At 37.5% G+C, this 19,294-nt stretch carries 11 protein-coding genes and 3 pseudogenes; all 14 read left to right on the top strand.

Annotation, left to right across the window (positions count from 1 at the left end; genetic code table 11):
- Positions 1-61 precede the first annotated feature (61 nt).
- The 14 genes and pseudogenes from B0X70_RS08620 (at position 62) to B0X70_RS08550 (ending at position 19,270) form a co-directional block, all read left to right on the top strand.
- Positions 62-1,255 carry a tail fiber protein gene (locus B0X70_RS08620; protein ID WP_040149130.1) on the top strand — a complete coding sequence of 398 codons (1,194 nt, stop codon included), beginning with the start codon at positions 62-64 and terminating at the stop codon, positions 1,253-1,255.
- A gap of 63 nt (positions 1,256-1,318) precedes the next feature.
- Positions 1,319-2,881 carry a contractile injection system tape measure protein gene (locus tag B0X70_RS08615; protein WP_036806990.1) on the top strand — a complete coding sequence of 521 codons (1,563 nt, stop codon included), beginning with the start codon at positions 1,319-1,321 and terminating at the stop codon, positions 2,879-2,881.
- Positions 2,882-2,890: 9 nt separating this feature from the next.
- A complete protein-coding gene (locus B0X70_RS08610) occupies positions 2,891-4,957 on the top strand; it encodes an ATP-binding protein (RefSeq protein WP_217471308.1) in 2,067 nt (688 codons plus the stop codon).
- A 24-nt stretch (positions 4,958-4,981) separates the two neighbouring features.
- Positions 4,982-5,644: pseudogene (locus tag B0X70_RS08605) on the top strand (Pvc16 family protein); the annotation flags it as partial.
- 201 nt (positions 5,645-5,845) lie between these two features.
- Complete coding sequence (locus B0X70_RS08600; protein WP_217471307.1) at positions 5,846-9,802, top strand: putative adhesin; 3,957 nt, start codon at positions 5,846-5,848, stop codon at positions 9,800-9,802.
- A gap of 420 nt (positions 9,803-10,222) precedes the next feature.
- A pseudogene (locus B0X70_RS08595) lies at positions 10,223-11,085 on the top strand (cytotoxic necrotizing factor Rho-activating domain-containing protein).
- A gap of 494 nt (positions 11,086-11,579) precedes the next feature.
- Positions 11,580-11,960 carry a hypothetical protein gene (locus B0X70_RS08585; protein ID WP_181148626.1) on the top strand — a complete coding sequence of 127 codons (381 nt, stop codon included), beginning with the start codon at positions 11,580-11,582 and terminating at the stop codon, positions 11,958-11,960.
- Between the two features lie 155 nt (positions 11,961-12,115).
- On the top strand, positions 12,116-13,126 hold the full coding sequence (locus B0X70_RS08580) for a hypothetical protein (RefSeq protein WP_110090368.1): 1,011 nt from the start codon (positions 12,116-12,118) through the stop codon (positions 13,124-13,126).
- 56 nt (positions 13,127-13,182) lie between these two features.
- Positions 13,183-13,920, top strand: coding sequence for a hypothetical protein (locus B0X70_RS08575; RefSeq protein ID WP_110090369.1), 738 nt, complete (start codon positions 13,183-13,185; stop codon positions 13,918-13,920).
- A gap of 98 nt (positions 13,921-14,018) precedes the next feature.
- Positions 14,019-15,053, top strand: a complete 1,035-nt coding sequence (locus B0X70_RS08570) for an Rpn family recombination-promoting nuclease/putative transposase (RefSeq protein WP_110090370.1) — start codon at positions 14,019-14,021, stop codon at positions 15,051-15,053.
- A gap of 62 nt (positions 15,054-15,115) precedes the next feature.
- A pseudogene (locus B0X70_RS08565) lies at positions 15,116-15,409 on the top strand (ISNCY family transposase); the annotation flags it as partial.
- 751 nt (positions 15,410-16,160) lie between these two features.
- On the top strand, positions 16,161-16,610 hold the full coding sequence (locus tag B0X70_RS08560; RefSeq protein ID WP_105397212.1) for a contractile injection system inner tube protein: 450 nt from the start codon (positions 16,161-16,163) through the stop codon (positions 16,608-16,610).
- Between the two features lie 171 nt (positions 16,611-16,781).
- Positions 16,782-17,864: a phage tail sheath family protein gene (locus B0X70_RS08555; RefSeq protein WP_036780557.1), complete on the top strand. Its 1,083-nt coding sequence runs from the start codon at positions 16,782-16,784 to the stop codon at positions 17,862-17,864.
- 11 nt (positions 17,865-17,875) lie between these two features.
- Positions 17,876-19,270 (top strand): phage tail sheath family protein, encoded by a 1,395-nt coding sequence (locus B0X70_RS08550; RefSeq protein WP_217471305.1) that lies wholly within the window; start codon positions 17,876-17,878, stop codon positions 19,268-19,270.
- Positions 19,271-19,294 lie beyond the last annotated feature (24 nt).

The following is a 19,294-nucleotide window of genomic DNA, read 5'->3' as shown; positions in this document are numbered from 1 at the left end:
AAAAATCTAAAAAATATTTAAATGTCAATAATTTAATACCATACAATATAGGATAATAAAAATGGAAAAAAAATCTAATATGGAAAATATCAAATCAAATGGCCCATCAGCAGATGATTTAAAAAGACGCTTTAAAGAAGGCAGTATTCCATTACAAACCGATTATGCCGATCTGATTAATATTGCTGATATGGGGCGCCGGGCTGTTGGTAAAGCTCCAGGTCAAACGGATAATCCAAATTCAGCCCTGAAACTGGATAATAACGATGCACTAGCAGTAAAACTTAACGACAACGGCGGTTTAAAGACAGATAAAGATGGATTAAGTGTAAAAATCAAGAATAAAAGCCTGTTGTCTGATAATAGTGGATTAGCAGTCAATACCGGCAGAGGATTGAAAATTAACAATAACAAGCTTGAGGTCGATAATCATCACGGTATTGAAATAGTTAATGAAGGGGTAAAAGTTAAAGCAGGCAATGGTATTAAAGTGGACAATAACGGTGTCAGTTTAAAAATAGGAGCTACCAATGATAACCGCTATTCTCGATTAAGACTAGTGAATGATATTTTTTCTGTAGAACTTAATGATGGATTGGTTGATAAACCTAATGGAATAACCGTTGGTCAGGGTGATGGCATTGTTGTAGGTAACCAGACAGTATCTGTCAAAGCCGGTAACGGTATCACGGTTAATTCAAACGGTGTCAGTATTGATCCCAATAAAGTACTCCCCAGAGGAATGATTGTAATGTTTTCTGGTGATAGCGCTCCTACAGGTTGGGCTTTTTGTGATGGTAGTAATGGAACCCCAGATTTAAGAAGTCGTTTTGTGATGTGTGGTGAAACTATTTCTGAAACAGGGAAAAGCAGTAATAAAGCCAGTGGGGGTGGTAATAATAAAAAATATCACAGAGATACAACATCAACTAAAGTTTCTGTCACTATTCATGTACAAGAAACTACATTAACAGAAGCACAAATACCTAGTCACAACCATATTGGAGGTATGGCTTATTATAATGCTAGAGGAATGCGATATGGGGATGTCTACTCAGGCTATGGTGACCTACTACATAATTATAATGATACAGTAATGCGTTATGACCAGCCCGGCTCTCGTTGTGCATACACATCAAGCACAGGCGGAGGAGAAGGACATAATCATCCAGCAACGGCATCATCCCCTTCACATGAGCATAAAGTTGATGTAATTCCCCCTTATTACTTATTAGCCTTTATTATGAAACTTTAATTCTATTCTACAAATACAAAATTAAATTACCTATTACCTGCTAATTACCAAGGAAATATCAATATGACTTCGGAGCCAAATCTGTTAAATCGGATTATCATTACTATTTCAGCTAATAATCAACAGGTAGCTAAAAAAGTATTGCATGGCTCCCTGCTTAATCAGGACAATATACATAAATTACTCAATTCATACTTTGATGAATATAATATTCATCAAAGTATCTCTTTAGAGAAATTAACCCTGAACCTTGGTAAAATAAGTTTCCATGACTTTAATTCATTATTTCCTGCACTCCTCAAGGTTGAGTTGAATAAAGCACTTAGCCAATATCAGATAAATAACCATCAGGAAGAAATTCTACTGAATAAGCCAACATCTAATGAATTCACCGATAACTCTTCCGCATTCTGCAATAATAATTCAATTGACGCGGAGAATTTTATTCACTTTTTATATCAACAAGATTTCCAACCCAATACAATGGAGATAATAACGCACAATAAAGACATTCAGATTAATAAACTTATTCATCAATTAGCACAAATAGAGAACAAATGGATATTGCCATTGGCAAAAAGCTGCCTATCTAAACACGGTATACAACGACTTTTGGCTATCAAACAACCCGCTTTATTAATTACCATTAATCGTAGATTATCCGAAAAAGCAAACAAACCACAATATCAGGAGGAGCTAGTCTCCTCCGCACAACTAATACTCAATGCACTGGAATATCTACAGCGGCATAATATTCAGGAAATACCTAAACCCAATACAAAAATCATTTCACATATTACAACTGAACTTAATAACGGTGTACTTAATGCCACATATGTTATTAAATTATTTCGCCAAGCTATGAACCACAATATTCCATTAAATAGTTGGCTAAAACAACTCTGGCAAACCGTTTCTGTTTCACGGCTTTGCCAAAAACATCTGTCGGTTGAAGAATACCAATATCTATTGGAATGCTTTATGCCAAACCATATAGATAAAAATACACCCGGTAAAAAATCAACCACGAATAACATTAATTTTTCAGATATTCAGCAACATCAACCTCTGGTAAATCAGAAGGTGATCACAGAAAACCAAAAAATACTATCAGCATCAAACTCTCCACGCCAAGTCAATAATGCCGGGATATTAATACTATGGCCGATACTACCCGCATTATTTAATCAACTTGACCTACTTGAAGGGAAAAAATTTATCCATCGCCAAGCACAATTTAGTGCTGTTAATTGCCTTGACTATCTGATTTGGGGAACCGAAGAAACACCGACAAAACGTAAGAGATTCAATAACGTTCTGTGCGGATTAACGGCTGATGAAAACAGTGAATCAATCTCACTTAAACCAGAGAAACAATTAATAACAGAGCAATGGTTGGATACCGTTATTGCTCAACTTCCCGGCTGGAAAAAATTAAGCCGTAATGATGTCCGCCAACTATTTTTACAACGACCGGGAGAATTGCTGACAAACGAGCAAGAAATCAAAATCACCATCCAGCAACAGCCATTTGATGCATTGCTGGCTGACTGGCCGTGGCCATTAAATATCGCCAAACTTCCCTGGTTGGATCGCTCTTTATTAATCGACTGGCAAAATATTTAACAGGTTTATATGAACTCTCTACTCAAAAACAACCATTACATGGCAACAGAGTTACACTGGATTTACCCTCATCTGGAACGCATTGATCTGCGATTACAACATTACTATTACCAAAATGGAGAAAAATACGATTATTTACCGGAGAGTTTTCTCCTTACCGAAGATGAATTAAACCAGCGTCTGACAAAGCCACAAGGCATTCCTCATTGGATCACTAAACAAGATGATATTATTAATTTCCCTGAAATCGAAGAAAACCCCAATGCATTATCACAATTAGTTGAACGTTTTGAACTCACTGAATTTGAACGGGATGTTTTATTATTAGGTTTATTACCCCATTTCGATAGCCGTTATCATGCGTTATTTGCTGCTCTGCACGGTAACAGCAAAAAACAGTGGCCGAGTTTTGCCTTAGCAATTGAATTATTTAGCCAACGCCAAAGTGATCGGCAATTACTACAAAATAGCCTTCTGCCGCAAACACCGTTAATCAGTCATCAACTATTACGGCTTAATAACAACGAAGAGCCTATTTGGTTACAAACTCAATTTCTAACTCACAGCACTATTTGGCATTTCTTATCAGGCCAACGGGTTATTTTACCGCCACTGACAACTTGTGCTTATTGGCATGCTTCTGCCTCACACGGTTGGTATCCACAACCCCTTTACCGTTCACTTGAAAAAATATTATTAAATAAAACCGATGAACTACGCCCGCTGGTAATACTCAGAGGAAAACAAGATAGCGCCAGAGAATTAGCGGTAAGCAATATTATGGCATTTCATAATATCAATACCTTAACTCTAGACTTAGCTCAACTGCCGGAGGAAAGTAATCCTAACTTGCTGATAGATGCAGTACGGGAAACACGATTACACGATGTCTGTTTATTAATTCGCAATTTTTCTTTGCTCAAAGATGAAAAGAAAATATTACATAGCGAATTATCCGATTTATTAAATCAACCAAAATTACGTGTAGTTTGTCTGGCAGAACCACAAGATTCACTAATGTGGATTAAACACCTGCCAATAGTGCAAATTAATATGCCGGTACTGACTCTGGCGGATAAAAAAACCATGCTGGAAGCAAGTTTATCGGATAATATCGTTCAGAAAATAAATATTACTGAGCTATGCCAACGTTTTTCATTCACCGCAGAAACATTACCGCAAATCCTTATAGAAGCGAATCAATACCAAATACTCCGACAACCGGAAGGTCAATTGGAAGAAACCGATCTGCGTAAAGCATTAAGTTTCCGTGCTCAACAGAATTTCGGTAAATTAGCGCAACGAATAACGCCTAAACGCAGCCTTAATGATTTAGTCATTTCAGACGCATTAACCCAACAATTAAAAGAGATTATTGCCGCCATTCATTACCGTGACCAAATTCTGGCTACCGGCTTTCAGGAAAAAATCGGTTATGGCACCGGTATTAGTGCGCTATTTTATGGAGAATCCGGGACTGGCAAAACGATGGCTGCCGAAGTGATCGCCGGTCATCTTGGCGTTGATCTAATTAAAGTGGATCTCTCTACCGTGGTGAATAAGTATATTGGCGAAACGGAAAAAAACATCTCCCGGATTTTCGATCTGGCCGAAGCGGATTCCGGCGTGCTATTTTTCGACGAAGCCGATGCTTTATTTGGCAAACGCAGTGAAACCAAGGATGCTCAAGACAGACATGCTAATATTGAAGTTTCCTACTTATTACAAAGATTGGAAAGTTATCCGGGATTAGTAATTTTAGCCACCAATAATCGCAGCCATTTAGACAGTGCTTTTAATCGCCGTTTTACCTTTATTACCCGTTTTGCTTATCCCGATGAAATATTACGTAAGAAAATGTGGCAAGTCATTTGGCCGGAACAAATTAAATTATCCGATACCATTGATTTTACCCATCTGGCTAAACGAGCTGATTTAACCGGGGCTAATATCAGAAATATTGCGCTATTAGCCTCAATGTTAGCGAAAAATGACCACTGTGACCAAATCGAAAATAAACATCTAAATCGAGCCGTTACACTCGAACTAAATAAAACTGGCCGACTGGTTTTCTAAAAATTCAACAAAATTGGAATAAATATGACAACCCTAATTGCTTCTGACAATGCGATTATTGAAGTAAATAACGCATTAAATACTGTTTTATCCCAGTATCTAAATATCAATGGCAATAAAATTGATATCCGTTTTGATCTACCTGAAATTAATTCCATTCAATCGGAACCGACGGTCAGTGTATTTCTTTATGACATCAATGAAGATTTACAATTACGCTCTGCTGAACCAAGACGTTATAACCCGATGACCAGCACACTATTGCCGGGATGGGTTAATATCAATTGTCACTATTTAATCACTTACTGGGATGCGAATAAACCTTCAAGCGACAGTTCAAGCCCAGATAGCCAACCCAATAACCAAGCGGCGCAAGTGATGACTCGTGTTCTGAATGCATTAATTAACAACCGCCAATTAACCGGCATTCCTGGCGCCTATACCCGGATTATTCCACAACAGGAAAATCTAAATAGTCTAGGTAACTTTTGGCAAGCTCTCGGTAATCGCCCCCGACTCTCTCTAATGTATTCCATTACCGTACCAATGAAACTGCAAGATATTAAAGACAACATTACACCCATTAGCCAAATTTCTGCTTCGGTGGATCAGAAACCAAGCCTAAATAACTTACAAATTAATCAAGCTCTGACAAATAAATTATGTGCCGATTTAGGTGGAATTGAAGCCGATACCTTTACCTCCAAAAATATAAAAGTTTCTGGATATAATAGGAAAAATATCAATGACAACTAATATATATTATTTACTCCTAATATATTTATCATTATGAAATTAATAATTGGAAATATGCCAAACAAAAAACATAGCAAAAACACTCATCATGCAATAAAACACCATCAATAAAAAAATAGAGAGACCAATAAAATGAAATTTAATTATCAAATAAGTGAACAATCCTATAGCGGTTATCATTCTGATATTCCTGTCGCGATTTTCTCTGAACAAGACTTTACCAAAGCTTATGAAATATACCACGCTAAAAATTTTAATTATCATAGATTGAGAGTAGAACAAGTGCCTTATGCAAGGTATTTCAGAGCCTTTCATCATACGGATATTCATAAACAAACCTATTCAGTACCTGAGTTAGAAAATAGATATGAGGAGATGATCTATTTTAATAAAAATCGGCAATTTGAAACTGATGCTGACTCTATTACTGTAATGTCAAATCATATTCCTTATAATTATGATTTTTATGGCTATACTTCGTTACAATATTTAAAGACTAAATATTCCGAAGAGTTGGATCGTTATCATGAATCTAATTTTGACAATGAAGAACTTAATGACATAGTTCTGATTGATTACTTTGAAGGGTGGCGCCAGGAGCATAATCTTACTTCTAATATTGACATAGAAACTTGCCTTGCAATTGAAGATAGTATTGCTAGAGTTTCGATTCTGGGATTACTGAAAGGTAATATATCAAATGATATTAAACAAAAAATTATTTTCCCTGAAGGGATCACATTTGAAATGCAGCAAGATCTGCTTAATAATGATTTAGGTAATAAAATAGGTGAGTTTAATCAGAACGTTATTACAAAACTTCAAAGATTAGCAAAGGCAGAAGATACGGTTTCAAAAATATTATCACCTTATCAGTATATTGAATCTAGAGTTAAAGAGATTTCTGGTAATCGTGTTCGTTTAGATCAACGAGTTACTGTTATTATTTCAAAGAGAATGCTTGATAAATGCAAGCCTAAGATTAATAGAAAATTTGATGTATGTAAAAACCAACCAAAACCGATAACTAAATATTTCACAGTTTATGATTTAATTAGAAACATCAATCATAAAGAGTTTAATAAAGTTGAATATAGTGGAAAAGATATAAAATATCTATTAAATAGCGACATTGAAAATATTTTAATTAAATTGCACGATGTTACCGGTGATTATGAAAGATATATCAATAGATTTAGAAACAATGAAGATGTGAAATATTATATCAATGAAGGAATTAATAAACTTTCTGGTTCCACAGGAACAACAGTAGACGAATTTCTTGATAAATATATAGAACATATGGATGAGATAAGCTATACGGAAAGTGAAATTATAGCTGATTATTATCTTAATATAATCAGACAGCTTTTCGAGGCTATCTCAATGACTCTCCCTATCAGCCCGATCAAAGGTTATTTAGCCACTATTACGGCCAATACCATCATACCACTTATTCAATCAGCGATTGTGAACACTAATGAGGAGAGTCACGCATTACAACAAGAGGCTTGGGTTAATTTTGCTGTTTCATCCGCTTTCCATGCAATTTTTAGTAATCGGGAAATCAGTAGAAAAATTGCTAAAGGCGCAAAGTTAATTGAGAATAGCGGTGGATACATTACTAATAAATTCAATATCAAAAAAATAAACATTAATTATAGAGGAAATTCTCAATTAGCCAGAGAGAGTGTCAAGAAAATTCCCGGTTCAAACACTAATCCGTGGAGATTAGAAAACATTCGCAATAGATATAAATGGTTTTTTGATCGAAAATATTGGTCAAGATTTAATACTGAGAAAAAGACAGAAGTTTTACAATCACATCTGATGAAAACGCAAGAGGCCAAAGAGTTAGCTGAAATTGTTGGCTGGGAAAAACTTAATAAGATGATAAAGGATTCGATCACATTAGATTATGAAGGGAGTCCAATCAATAAAATATCATTCAGGAAGCTTGAAGATGAAGTAGCAGCAAGAAGTTATACTTTAATAAATGACAGGAAACGAATTAATTATATATCAACTTTCCTTGACGATAAATTAACCTTTTCAGATCAGCTAGGAAAAATAATTAATGTTGAAGATATTTCAGGAAGCAGTCATTTAAATAAAGCAGCCAATTGGATTGTCAGTAAAAGTACATCAAACGCTAATGACGCACACCATGTCACAAAAGTACTATCCAAATATATTGACAAAGATATCAGTGATTTTAATATATTGACACAACTGCACGATGAACTCTATCGTTTAAAGCCGGGTGCTACATTAAGACATTATCGTGGTTTTGGTGATCAAATATTTCCACATATGGAATCATCCAAAACGATTCTTCCTTATTATCTGACAAGAACAAAAAGCGTTAATGGCGTTGATCCTTTCCTTATCTATTCAACTTTAATTGAAATTCATCCATTTGGTGACGGGAATGGCAGAGTCGCCAGATCAGCTTATGCTCTGGCTTATATTAATAAACATAGAAAATTTCAAGCATTAACAAATTCATCAGAAAAGATACTGACCGAAAATGCCAATCGGCCTAAAACATTTGTTAGATCGCCGACCGGGGATACTCGTCAGGATGCATTTTATCTACTAAGGGATAAAGGAGAAGTCGGTAAATTTAAAATATTAGACAACAGTGATTCAAATTATACTGTGGGAGTTGATGAATCCAACTCTAAATTCAATATCTATACCGCCTGGGATAAAAACGAAAATCCTGCTACCAGTAAAACCGCTATTTTTTCCGCTCATGGTGGTCGTGAGAATTCAGCCAGACCAATTATATTTCCAAAAAATAAAAATCTTATATTTTGGGCGCCAGATGAATACCGGTTAGATGATCCACTTATTGAACGATTTGTTAATGAATTTAATAAATTAAATCCTCATTCAGCGGTTGGCGGAAATTATGAAAAATTCTGGACAGCATTCCCTAACAGATATAAAGATTATGACTTATTAAAATCGTTATTTACTGAAAAGAAATTTGAACAGTTAAAGAACATCGGTAATATTATAGAAAAACATACAAATTTAAGGGCAGAAGATGCAACAGGCATTAGCGCCTCAAAATTAAAAAATAGTTCAGTGCCAAAAGTCGCAGAATATCAATTTTCATGGTATGAAAAAGATAAAGAAAAAGAGTATGTTCTGGCATTAATCGAAAACAGAAAAACAGTAATAAGGGTAAATGATGGCACACCGGCTGTTGACTTAATAAGCATTAACCCAAATGTTCCTATTGATAAAAAAGTCAGTATTAAAGACCTTATTGAATTCATTAAAGAGAAAAATTATGAAAATGTTCATGTATTAGCGTGTAGAGAAATCTGGGATAACGGCAAACCCAGAAGTACAACTCGTTCTTATGCAGTCACTCGCGGCTATAGAAACGAACATGAAAAATATTGGGAAAATAAAGAGTTGAAAACGTTACCACAATCTAAAGCTGCGGGTTCAAGCAGAACTAAACGAGAGATTTCCACTATTAATGTCAATGAATATCTTAATGAGCCGCGAGATATAAAATACCTCTTAACATCGATGTTATTTACCAATAGTAATAACACTCTCAGTTATAGCGAATATATGATTGGCGTGATAACAACAGATGATAAAATTATCACTTTTGCTAATTCTTTAAAACAAGAAAATTATGATATCTTTTTACCCGGCAGAGAAGAAGATAGCCCTGAATTAATGCAAACACAAACAGTACTGGATAATCATTCTCTATCCAACTTCAATGTATATAGCAATAACTTGCTTGATTTCAGTGAAATAACAGTAGGAAAACACCTACATTTTAAAAACGGAGAGAAATCAGATGGAAATGTCATTTTAGAAATCAATGATTCAGAAGGTTTTCGTTCATTGGCAATAAAGGTTATAAATCTAAACATGATAGGAATCTATCTGGCAAATATTATTAATAGCAATTCCCAAGATTTTAAAGCCGGAAGAGAAGAAAATGAGAAACTTGAAACAAGCATTCTAGATGTTAATAATTTATATCTAAAGCGTGAAAGTGAAAACAGTTATTACATTAAGCTGAGATTTAGTATTATAGACGTTAAATAATATATCATAATTTATATGTAAAACCCGGGGGCTATATTTAATAATATAGCCCCCGTTATTTCCAATGATAATTAATTTTTCAAATCCATACATTTTGTTATTTTTCTGATTAATCAGATAATTATTGCACCAAAACGTTGATTAATAAAAACAAGACAAATCTGAAAATAGATCTCAATTAAATACCCATTATTCAACTTTATGATTAAATACACATAGTTAAATAACAAAACAAAAACAGATAACATTATGCTGTAAACTAAAACTATTGCACTAAAGAAACACCTATGAGAGTTTGTTTCTCAATCGAAAATAGATGCATTATTTAAATATTTATATTCGTAGTATCAGATTATCTGAACAATCATTATCAGATAAATCTTAAAGGTAAAAAATTTAATTATTATAGAGGAATTATCAATGTTAAAATACTTCACCGCAGATAATAAGCTTAATAAAGGGCATATTTCTCCGCTCAAGAGAAAGGGATTACTGGTGGGTAGTGATAATGCGCCAATCGATATACCGGTGATAGCGCATCGTTATGATAGCAATAATCAGCTTGAGCAGGCTAGCTCTTTGAGAAATAGTGACTCTGGTCAGGAGATCCCTTTTCATGATGTTGTTACGGGATTTCGTGGTGATCAAGTAACCTCTTCAGAATCGGGTTCAGGAGCTATAGGAAAGCATTGGGGAAAAAATAAATTAGACCACAATATTACCGGTATTAATGTGGTTAATGGCGCATCGGGAACTGTGGGAATAAAAATTGCCTTGCGAGATATTCGGCCGGGATATCCGGTTATTGTCACGTCAGGGGCGTTAAGCGGTTGCACTATGGTGTATGCCGTGAAGGATAATTATTTCTTTGCTTACCATACCGGCCAAAACCGGGCGATGATGAATGGAGAACCGGCCAGGATGGTGTTGTCACTACCGCTCAGAGTCATAAAGCCCTTTTATCGGACAGCAAACCAATTGCAGTTAATAAACAAAATAACGATTTAGTGAATATTTTTGCAGAGTATGATCAGAGTGTTATTACCTATATGGGAAAACAGGCAGTTGTGATTGACAATACCGCAGAAAATGTCAGCGTTTTTAACTATGATGAAATCAAACCCGGAAAACCCGCTATTAGAGCCGGTTATAGCTACGCGCTGTTAGCTAATGATAACGGCCAAGTGAGCGTTAAAGTATTGTCGGAGGATGCTATCGTTTCCCCTGGCAAGAACGGTAATAGTATTAAAGTTATCAATTCACTCAAAAAACGGTTGTTATAGCCTGTCCGAATTACACTATCCGCCGTTTTATAGCGCCTAACCTGATATCCGAGATAGCTATCTCGATATTAACAAGTTGCAATAATCATTAATATAAGGCAGGAATTGATTATATAAATAATCTATAATGGCAACTTTCTTGAAAAGAAAGTGCCATTATATCAATAAATTTTCGATTCTATTTCATTATTGCAACAGTCAGGATACAACATGGTCATTCTCATATACTAGAAACGTTATTAAATAACCAAGACAATATATACCTAAAAAATAATCATTTTAATTTATTTTTCTGATAATCATAGGTATGATTATCTTTGTACTTTGCTATTAATTTATCGGTAAAATCATAAACAGAAAAATCAAACCAACCTATTTATGCCAGTCAATAGAAAAATAATCTAAAAAATAAACATATAGAACGGGCCGTGATACTTGAATTAAATAAAACCGGCCGATTGGCATTTTAAAAATTAAGTAGAATTGGAGTCAACATGACAACTATCATTGCTTCTGACAGTGTAATCCCTGTCAGTAAAATATCCGCTTCTGTGGATCAAAAACCCAGTCTGGATAATTCACAAATAAACCAAGCTTTAATAGATAAATTATGCGCAGAATTAGGCGGTACAGAAGATGTACGTCTTGCCCTTGTTAAAGTGAATCTGACAACCGAGCCTGATACAGAAAATAATCTAAATCAAGAAAATGAAAGCGTTATTGTTGAAGTTTACGGCATTACTAGTGTAACTTATTTAACACCAATAAAAGATACGCTTGCCAAATGGAAAGATAGCCAAGAAGCTATTATTAATATAAATGGTGTCGGCATTGTTGTTTCTAAAGAAAATGCTGATAAACTAATTGGGATTTAAAATTATTTTCATACTAAAATAGCAAACACTCACTTAACAAATAATTATTTATTAAAATTAATTATTTTTAATGTTTTTATTTTACTTTTTCGTGTTAGCGTTTAATTTAATCCATATATTATTTACTATTCAATCAATCTATAGGTGGTAATATCATGCCAATAATAAATGAACTTAGAAAAAAATTCGAACTTAGCCCTCAGGCAGCTCAAGCTATTGCTGCTCCTGCAAGATCAAATAGCAGTAAACAAACTGAGCACCAAACTGAACACCTTGAACTCGATACATCTAAAAATAGGAGAGATAGAAAAGATTTAAATGCACAAGACACCCCAAATCAACAGCACACCGAAAAACTGGAAACCGAAGTAAAGAATGGTGACAGTGAAAGTAAAGCACAGGAGCATACACCAGATTTGGTGATGAAAAAAGAAAGCTCAGTAACATCGAGCACTCGCAAAAATCCGAATGAAAAACCCAAAGCTGAAGATATTTTCAATCAGTATAAAGATAGATTTTCTCCTTCCGATAGAAAATTACCATTTGAAATAATGAATGACATCACCAATAATGAAATAAAATTCTCCTCTGAAAAAGCGCCCGCAAATCTTTTAGATAAAGTAAAAGATAAGAAATTCACTCTGAGGCATTATACGACTGCCCAAACAGAAGAACCTGTATTTAATGAAATTGGATCAAACTTTAATTTAGTCAATGAGGGAATAAAAACATTAAAACGTACTCAAGGAAGCAACACTAATGAAGATGATTGGAACCGTTTAGGAAATACGGCATTTACTTTCTTCTTGTTAGCGATAGATGGAGAAGTATCTGATAGAAAATTCCTGTCTAATACGACTCACTTTGCAGAAGTTGATATAGAAAACCCTGCTGACCTTAAAGAACTTGGGTTAGATGAAGCTGAATTTTTTGCTTCTCCTGACTTGCTGCACGAAAAAAAGCTTTCACAAGCCCCTGCTGTAAAAGGGAAACTGTCTGACTTAAAATCATTATTATTAAAACAATCTGGCATAAATCCAGTTCAATTAGGGCGTTTGGATGCAAAAGGGATTCTGGAACGTATAGATAGTAAGTTTAATCGCAGTCTTGAAATAAAAATCCCAGGAAACGTGAAAGTGAAGGAATGGAAAAAAGTCGAGAAATAAAAATTTAAATTTCATTTACCCCTAATATACATTTGAATCAAAACTTAGGTGATAACATGTACTCCACTTTCGATAAAAAAGATAGCTACGCAAATAAAAAAACAAATTCAATGAAACATCAATCAGCCAAAACAGGCCATCAAAGCGAAATTTCCACCTATTCACTTTTCAACCCTAAATTTCATATGGCAGGAACGACTGAGGCTGCATCAGAAACTGATAATTTATGCAACAGTAATATGAGAGGTCCTGCTTTTAGCAAACAACCTAATATACCTAATGAGTTTCAACAGTTGCGTGATCCCAAAATAATTGTTTTAACCAAACAACAACTTAAGAAAAGAAATGCCAGTGGAAAAAATTGGCATTCTATATTATTTAATGGTAAAAAAATTTATGGTTCGGATACCGCAATAACAGCTTATGATTTAAATCACCCGATAAGAATGATTACGTCCAATCCTCAATATGACGGTAAACCCATTTTAATCCTAACGGGATCTCACGGTGATGCTTTTGGGTTTAATTGGGATGCTAATACTAATGGAGTCAGAAGAAAAGACTTACGTGAAAAGCTATTTTTTAATGAAGACAAAGATGATAGAAAAGGTGAATATTATAGGAGTGAACCAATACATATCAAAGATGTCAGAAAAACTACCTATCAGGAGATGGAAGAAATTATTAATTCTCCGGATTATCATGTTATTTTAGGCTATTGTTTTAGTCGCAATGATCAGGCTTTGCGCTTTTATACCAATACCAATCCAGTAACAAGTTATGTTGATAATTAACCTGAACTTCGATTAAGAGGGAAATTCAAGACATCACAGTCCGCTCAGTTTCTTGCTTAATATTCCTTCAATATAAAAAAGTATGCTATTATCCGCCTATGAAGAAAAAAAATACACCAACGCCACATGACGCTATTTTCAAACAGTTTCTAGGTCATATTGATACGGCCAGAGACTTTCTAGAGATACATTTGCCTGCCACATTACGGGCAGTTTGTGATCTGGATACATTGCAATTGGCATCAGGGTCGTTTATTGAAGACAATCTGCGTGCGCATTATTCCGATATTTTGTATTCACTGAAAACGGTGCAAGGTGACGGTTATGTGTACTGCGTGATCGAACACCAAAGTTCCCCGGACAAAATGATGGCGTTCCGATTAATACGTTACAGTATTTCAGCCATGCAACGGCATCTGGAGCAAGGACATGAAAAATTGCCGCTGGTCATTCCGGTGTTGTTTTATCACGGGAAAATACAACCGTATCCCTGGAGTACCAATTGGCTCGACTGCTTCGATGATCCAGCTCTGGCGAAGGAGCTCTATTCCAGTCCATTCCCGCTGGTAGATGTGACGGTAATTTCGGATGATGAAATCCTAACGCATAAACGGGTCGCGCTACTGGAAATGGTGCAAAAGCATATCTGGCAGCGTGACATGATGGGGTCACTGCAAAAACTGTCCATATTGCTGGCGTATGGTTACCATACGGAAGATCAGCTAAGAAGCGTGCTAAACTACTTATTACAGGCGGGAGATACCGCCGATCCAGAGGGTTTTATCCGGCGACTGGCAGAACAGTCCCCGAAGTATGAGGAGGTACTGATGACAATAGCGCAAAGATTAGAACATAAAGCACGTCAGGAAGGACGTCAGGAAGGACTCCAAGAAGGACGTCAGGAGGGACGTCAAGAAGGACGTCAAGAAGGACGTCAGGAAGGACGCCAGGAAGGACGTCAGGAGGGACGTCAGGAGGGACGCCAGGAAGGACGTCAGGAGGGACGCCAGGAGGGACGCCAGGAAGCAACGTTAAAAATTGCTCATGCATTGCTGAACAGCGGAATCGATCGTGAAACAGTGATGAAAACCACCGGTCTGAGTCAGAACGAACTTGAGCAAATACGCCACTAACTCGTGCTGAGAGTTCTTAATCAGTATTCAACGATTCGTGTTAAAAGAGAATCTTACGGTGACTGGCAAAACAGTCACCGAGGTATGGGGAGGTACTGATGACAATAGCGCAAAGATTGGAACATAAAGCACGTCAAGAGGGACTCCAAGAAGGACGTCAAGAGGGGCGTCAAGAAGGATTTCAGGAAGGACTCCAAGAAGGACGTCAAGAAGGACTCCAGGAGGGACGTCAAGAAGGACGCCAGGAGGCAACGTTAAAAATTGCTCATGCATTGCTGAACAGCGGAATCGATCGTGAAACGGTGATGAAAATCACCGGTCTGAATCAGAACGAACTTGAGCAAATACGCCACTAACTCGTGCTGAGAGTTCTCAATCAGTATTCAACGATTCGTGTTAAAAGAGAATCTTACGGTGACTGGCAGAACAGTCACCGAGGTATGGGTCTTGGCCGTGAAACGGTGATGGAAATCACCAGAGTGAACTTGAACAAACGTCCGACAAACTTACTTTTGATACGTTATCGGCATAAAAATGCTTGAGTCAATGCACAAAACACATAGAAGCGGCACATTTACATTCCAAGCGAAAGACCCGGTTTGAATCCACATGCTTCTGAAATCGCGGTTCCCTTTTTTCACCGCCAATAAATATTCTAACTCATTTCACTAGCAATCATTTTCATGATTATATTTTTATTCAAAAATTAATTTATCGTTGAAATGATTAAAGAACAAAACTACCAGGCAATGAAAAATCTCATAATCGCGTGATATTATTCAACATAAAAATCACACCTGTTATTTATTTTCATGTTTACAGAAAGCAGTAAATTAACGCTGATACATGAAATCACTAAAACCTGCCACATCAATTAAAAATAAATATCATTATTAATTGATGCTACCGCCTAAAAAATCATTCTCTATAATCACCTCGCTTTATCAAAGGTGATTTAAATAATCATTGAACAAACCCTTTAATACGAATAAAGACCTATGTAAATCAGGTTATTGCGGTAGCTATACTCAATCGTTAGGTAATAAGGAAAACAAAGTAATAGACGTTTTCCTTATATTTCAAATGTAAACAATCAAGGAAAAAATCATGGCTATAACTCCAGAACAAATTGCTGTTGACTATCCCATTCCTGCTTATCGGTTTGTTGTCTCTCTCGGTGATGAGAAAATCCCTTTTAACAATGTTTCCGGACTCGATATCTCTCACGACGTCATCGAATATAAAGATGGTACCGGTAATTACTATAAAATGCCGGGCCAACGTCAAGCGATCAATATTACCCTGCGTAAAGGCGTCTTTCCCGGCGATACTAAGCTTTTTGACTGGATTAATGCGATTCAACTTAATCAGGTTGAGAAGAAAGATATCGCAATTAGTCTGACCAACGAAGCCGGTACCGAGATTCTAATGACCTGGAATGTGACAAACGCTTTCCCAACGTCATTCACCTCCCCCTCTTTTGACGCCACCAGCAATGATATTGCCATTCAAGAAATCGCACTGGTCGCGGATCGAGTCACCATTCAGGCACCTTAATAGATCCACAATAACGATCTATCCCGATGTTTATATTGCAGAAGATAATTGTCTGACATCGCCAATTATCCATGCGCAAACACATGATGATCAATATTGGCATAGCTCATCACGACCAAATTCATCATCCTACAATTCGCGCAAAATATTGCACAATAACTTGGAGGCAATATGCCAATAACCCCAACTTATCCCGGCGTTTATATTGAAGAGGACGCTTCACCGTCCCTTTCTGTTCGTTCCGGTGCAACGGCAGTGCCTGTTTTTGCCGTCGCAAATAATAATTCATTAATATCAAGTAAGCCCTATATTCGCGTCAGTAGCTGGCTGGAGTATTTAACACTAAAAGGTGGACAATTTAATCCTTCCGATAAACTTGATATCGCACTGCGGGCCTATTTTATTAACGGCGGTGGATATGGTTATCTCGTCAAAACGCAAGATTTAGAAAAGCAAGTGCCGGTACTTGATGATGTCACGCTATTGGTTGCCGCCGGAGAAGAGATCACCACCGCCGTCGGAACACTTTGTCAATTAGGCAAAGGATTATTCGCTATTTTTGACGGCCCAAAGGATCAAATAACCTCAGACAAAAAACCAGACGACGTACTTAAGCCTTATTCAGCAACTCAATATGGCGCGGTTTATTACCCCTGGCTGACCGCTGCATGGGGAGAAAATAAAGCCTCCATTGATATTCCACCCAGTGCCGTCATGGCCGGTATTTATGCCAGTGTCGATAATAGCCGGGGCGTCTGGCAAGCCCCCGCCAACGTTCCTGTTCAGGGCGGATTACAACCTAAATATCCGATGACCGACGATCTGCAAGGAAAATATAACCAAGGTAAAGCACTGAATATGATCCGTACTTTTCCTAGGATTGGTACGCTGGTCTGGGGAGCCAGAACCCTTGAAGACAGCGATAACTGGCGTTATATCCCGGTTCGTCGCCTGTTTAACAGCGCGGAACGGGACATTAAAAACGCCATGAGTTTCGCGGTGTTCGAGCCTAACAGCCAACCGACTTGGGAAGCTGTACGCCGGGCCATTGATAACTATCTCCATTCCCTCTGGCAGCAAGGCGGATTGATGGGCGACAAAGCCGAACAGGCTTATTTTGTCCAAATCGGTAAAGGCGTCACCATGACTGATGACGATATCAAGCAGGGCAAAATGATCGTCAAAATCGGTATGGCCGCTGTCCGTCCAGCCGAATTCATTATCTTGCAGTTCACGCAGAATATCGCACAATAATTGGAGGCAGCATGCCAACGACACCAACTTATCCTGGCGTCTATATTGAAGAAGATGCGTCATTATCGCTCTCTGTCAGCCACGGGAATACCGCAATACCTGTTTTTATTGGCCGTTTCCAACCTAAAAAAACTAGCTCACCCCTAAAAGCGGTACGTGTTAGTAGCTGGCTGGATTTTACCAATCTATTTAATGTCGGTTGTATTACGTCAATCGCCATCACATCGACTAAACCAACACCACCGCCTCCCACTCCGCCTTCCGAGAAAGTTGCAGGCGATGCAGCAGTTGTCGCGACTACCGATATCGCTCTTAACGCAGGTGATACAGACTCCGGTTACACTTACACTGTGACTGTCGGTACCTACACAACAAGTAGTGACGCAGTAAAACTTTATTTTCAAAATGGCGGTGGACCTTGTTATATCCTGCCGGTTGCTAATCCCCAAGATACTGCTACTTCGGCATTAATCCCTGAGTTAATTGAGCAGGCTCTGGAGATTACTTTAATCGTCTGCCCGGAACAGGATTCTTCTTACCAGAGCGCGATATACAACAGCTTAACCCCCGCATTATTGAATGCCGGCTATTTTCTGATCGCTGACAGCCAAACTAAAACCAGCATACCTGGCGTTAATGTGCAATCGCAAACCGCAACTTACTATCCAGCGGTGAAAGTCTCACAACTTATGCAAGCGGAAGATAGTGCTATAGCTGTTTCAGGTTATGAAGATGCGGAAACAAAGCCCGATGCAATCACCAATCTGTCACAACTCAAACAGAAAAATCTAGCTGTCTACCAACAAGCTACTCAAACAATACAGAACAAAATAGCCACCAACGGCAACGTCATTCCTGCCAGTGCAGTAATGGCGGGCGTGTATTGTGCCACTGACGCCAGCCGTGGTGTCTGGAAAGCCCCGGCGAATGTCGTGCTAAGCGGTATCAATGATGTCACTGAACGACTCAATGACGATGAACAAGGCACCATGAATCAACAGGGCATCAATGCTATTCGCTATTTCAATGGGCGGGGCTTTGTGGTGTGGGGCGCACGTACTCTGCAAAATGATGACAACTGGCGCTATATTCCGGTTCGACGTCTGTTTAACAGCGCAGAACGGGATATCAAGCAAGCCATGCGCACCGCTGTTTTTGAACCCAATAGCCAACCTACTTGGGAGCGAGTGAAGTCAGCCATTGACAATTATCTCTATTCCTTATGGCAACAAGGGGCATTAGCGGGAAATAAACCTCAGGAAGCTTATTTTGTTCAGATTGGTAAAGGTATCACCATGTCTGACGACGACATTAAACAAGGGAAAATGATTGTCAAAGTGGGCATGGCCGCGGTACGCCCGGCTGAATTTATTATCCTTCAGTTTTCACAACATGTAGCACAGTAATCGTACTGAGACGCGGTTAAACAC

The organism is Photorhabdus akhurstii (assembly GCF_019090985.1).
GTDB lineage: Bacteria > Pseudomonadota > Gammaproteobacteria > Enterobacterales > Enterobacteriaceae > Photorhabdus > Photorhabdus akhurstii.
This window is presented reverse-complemented; position numbering and strand designations above follow the sequence as displayed.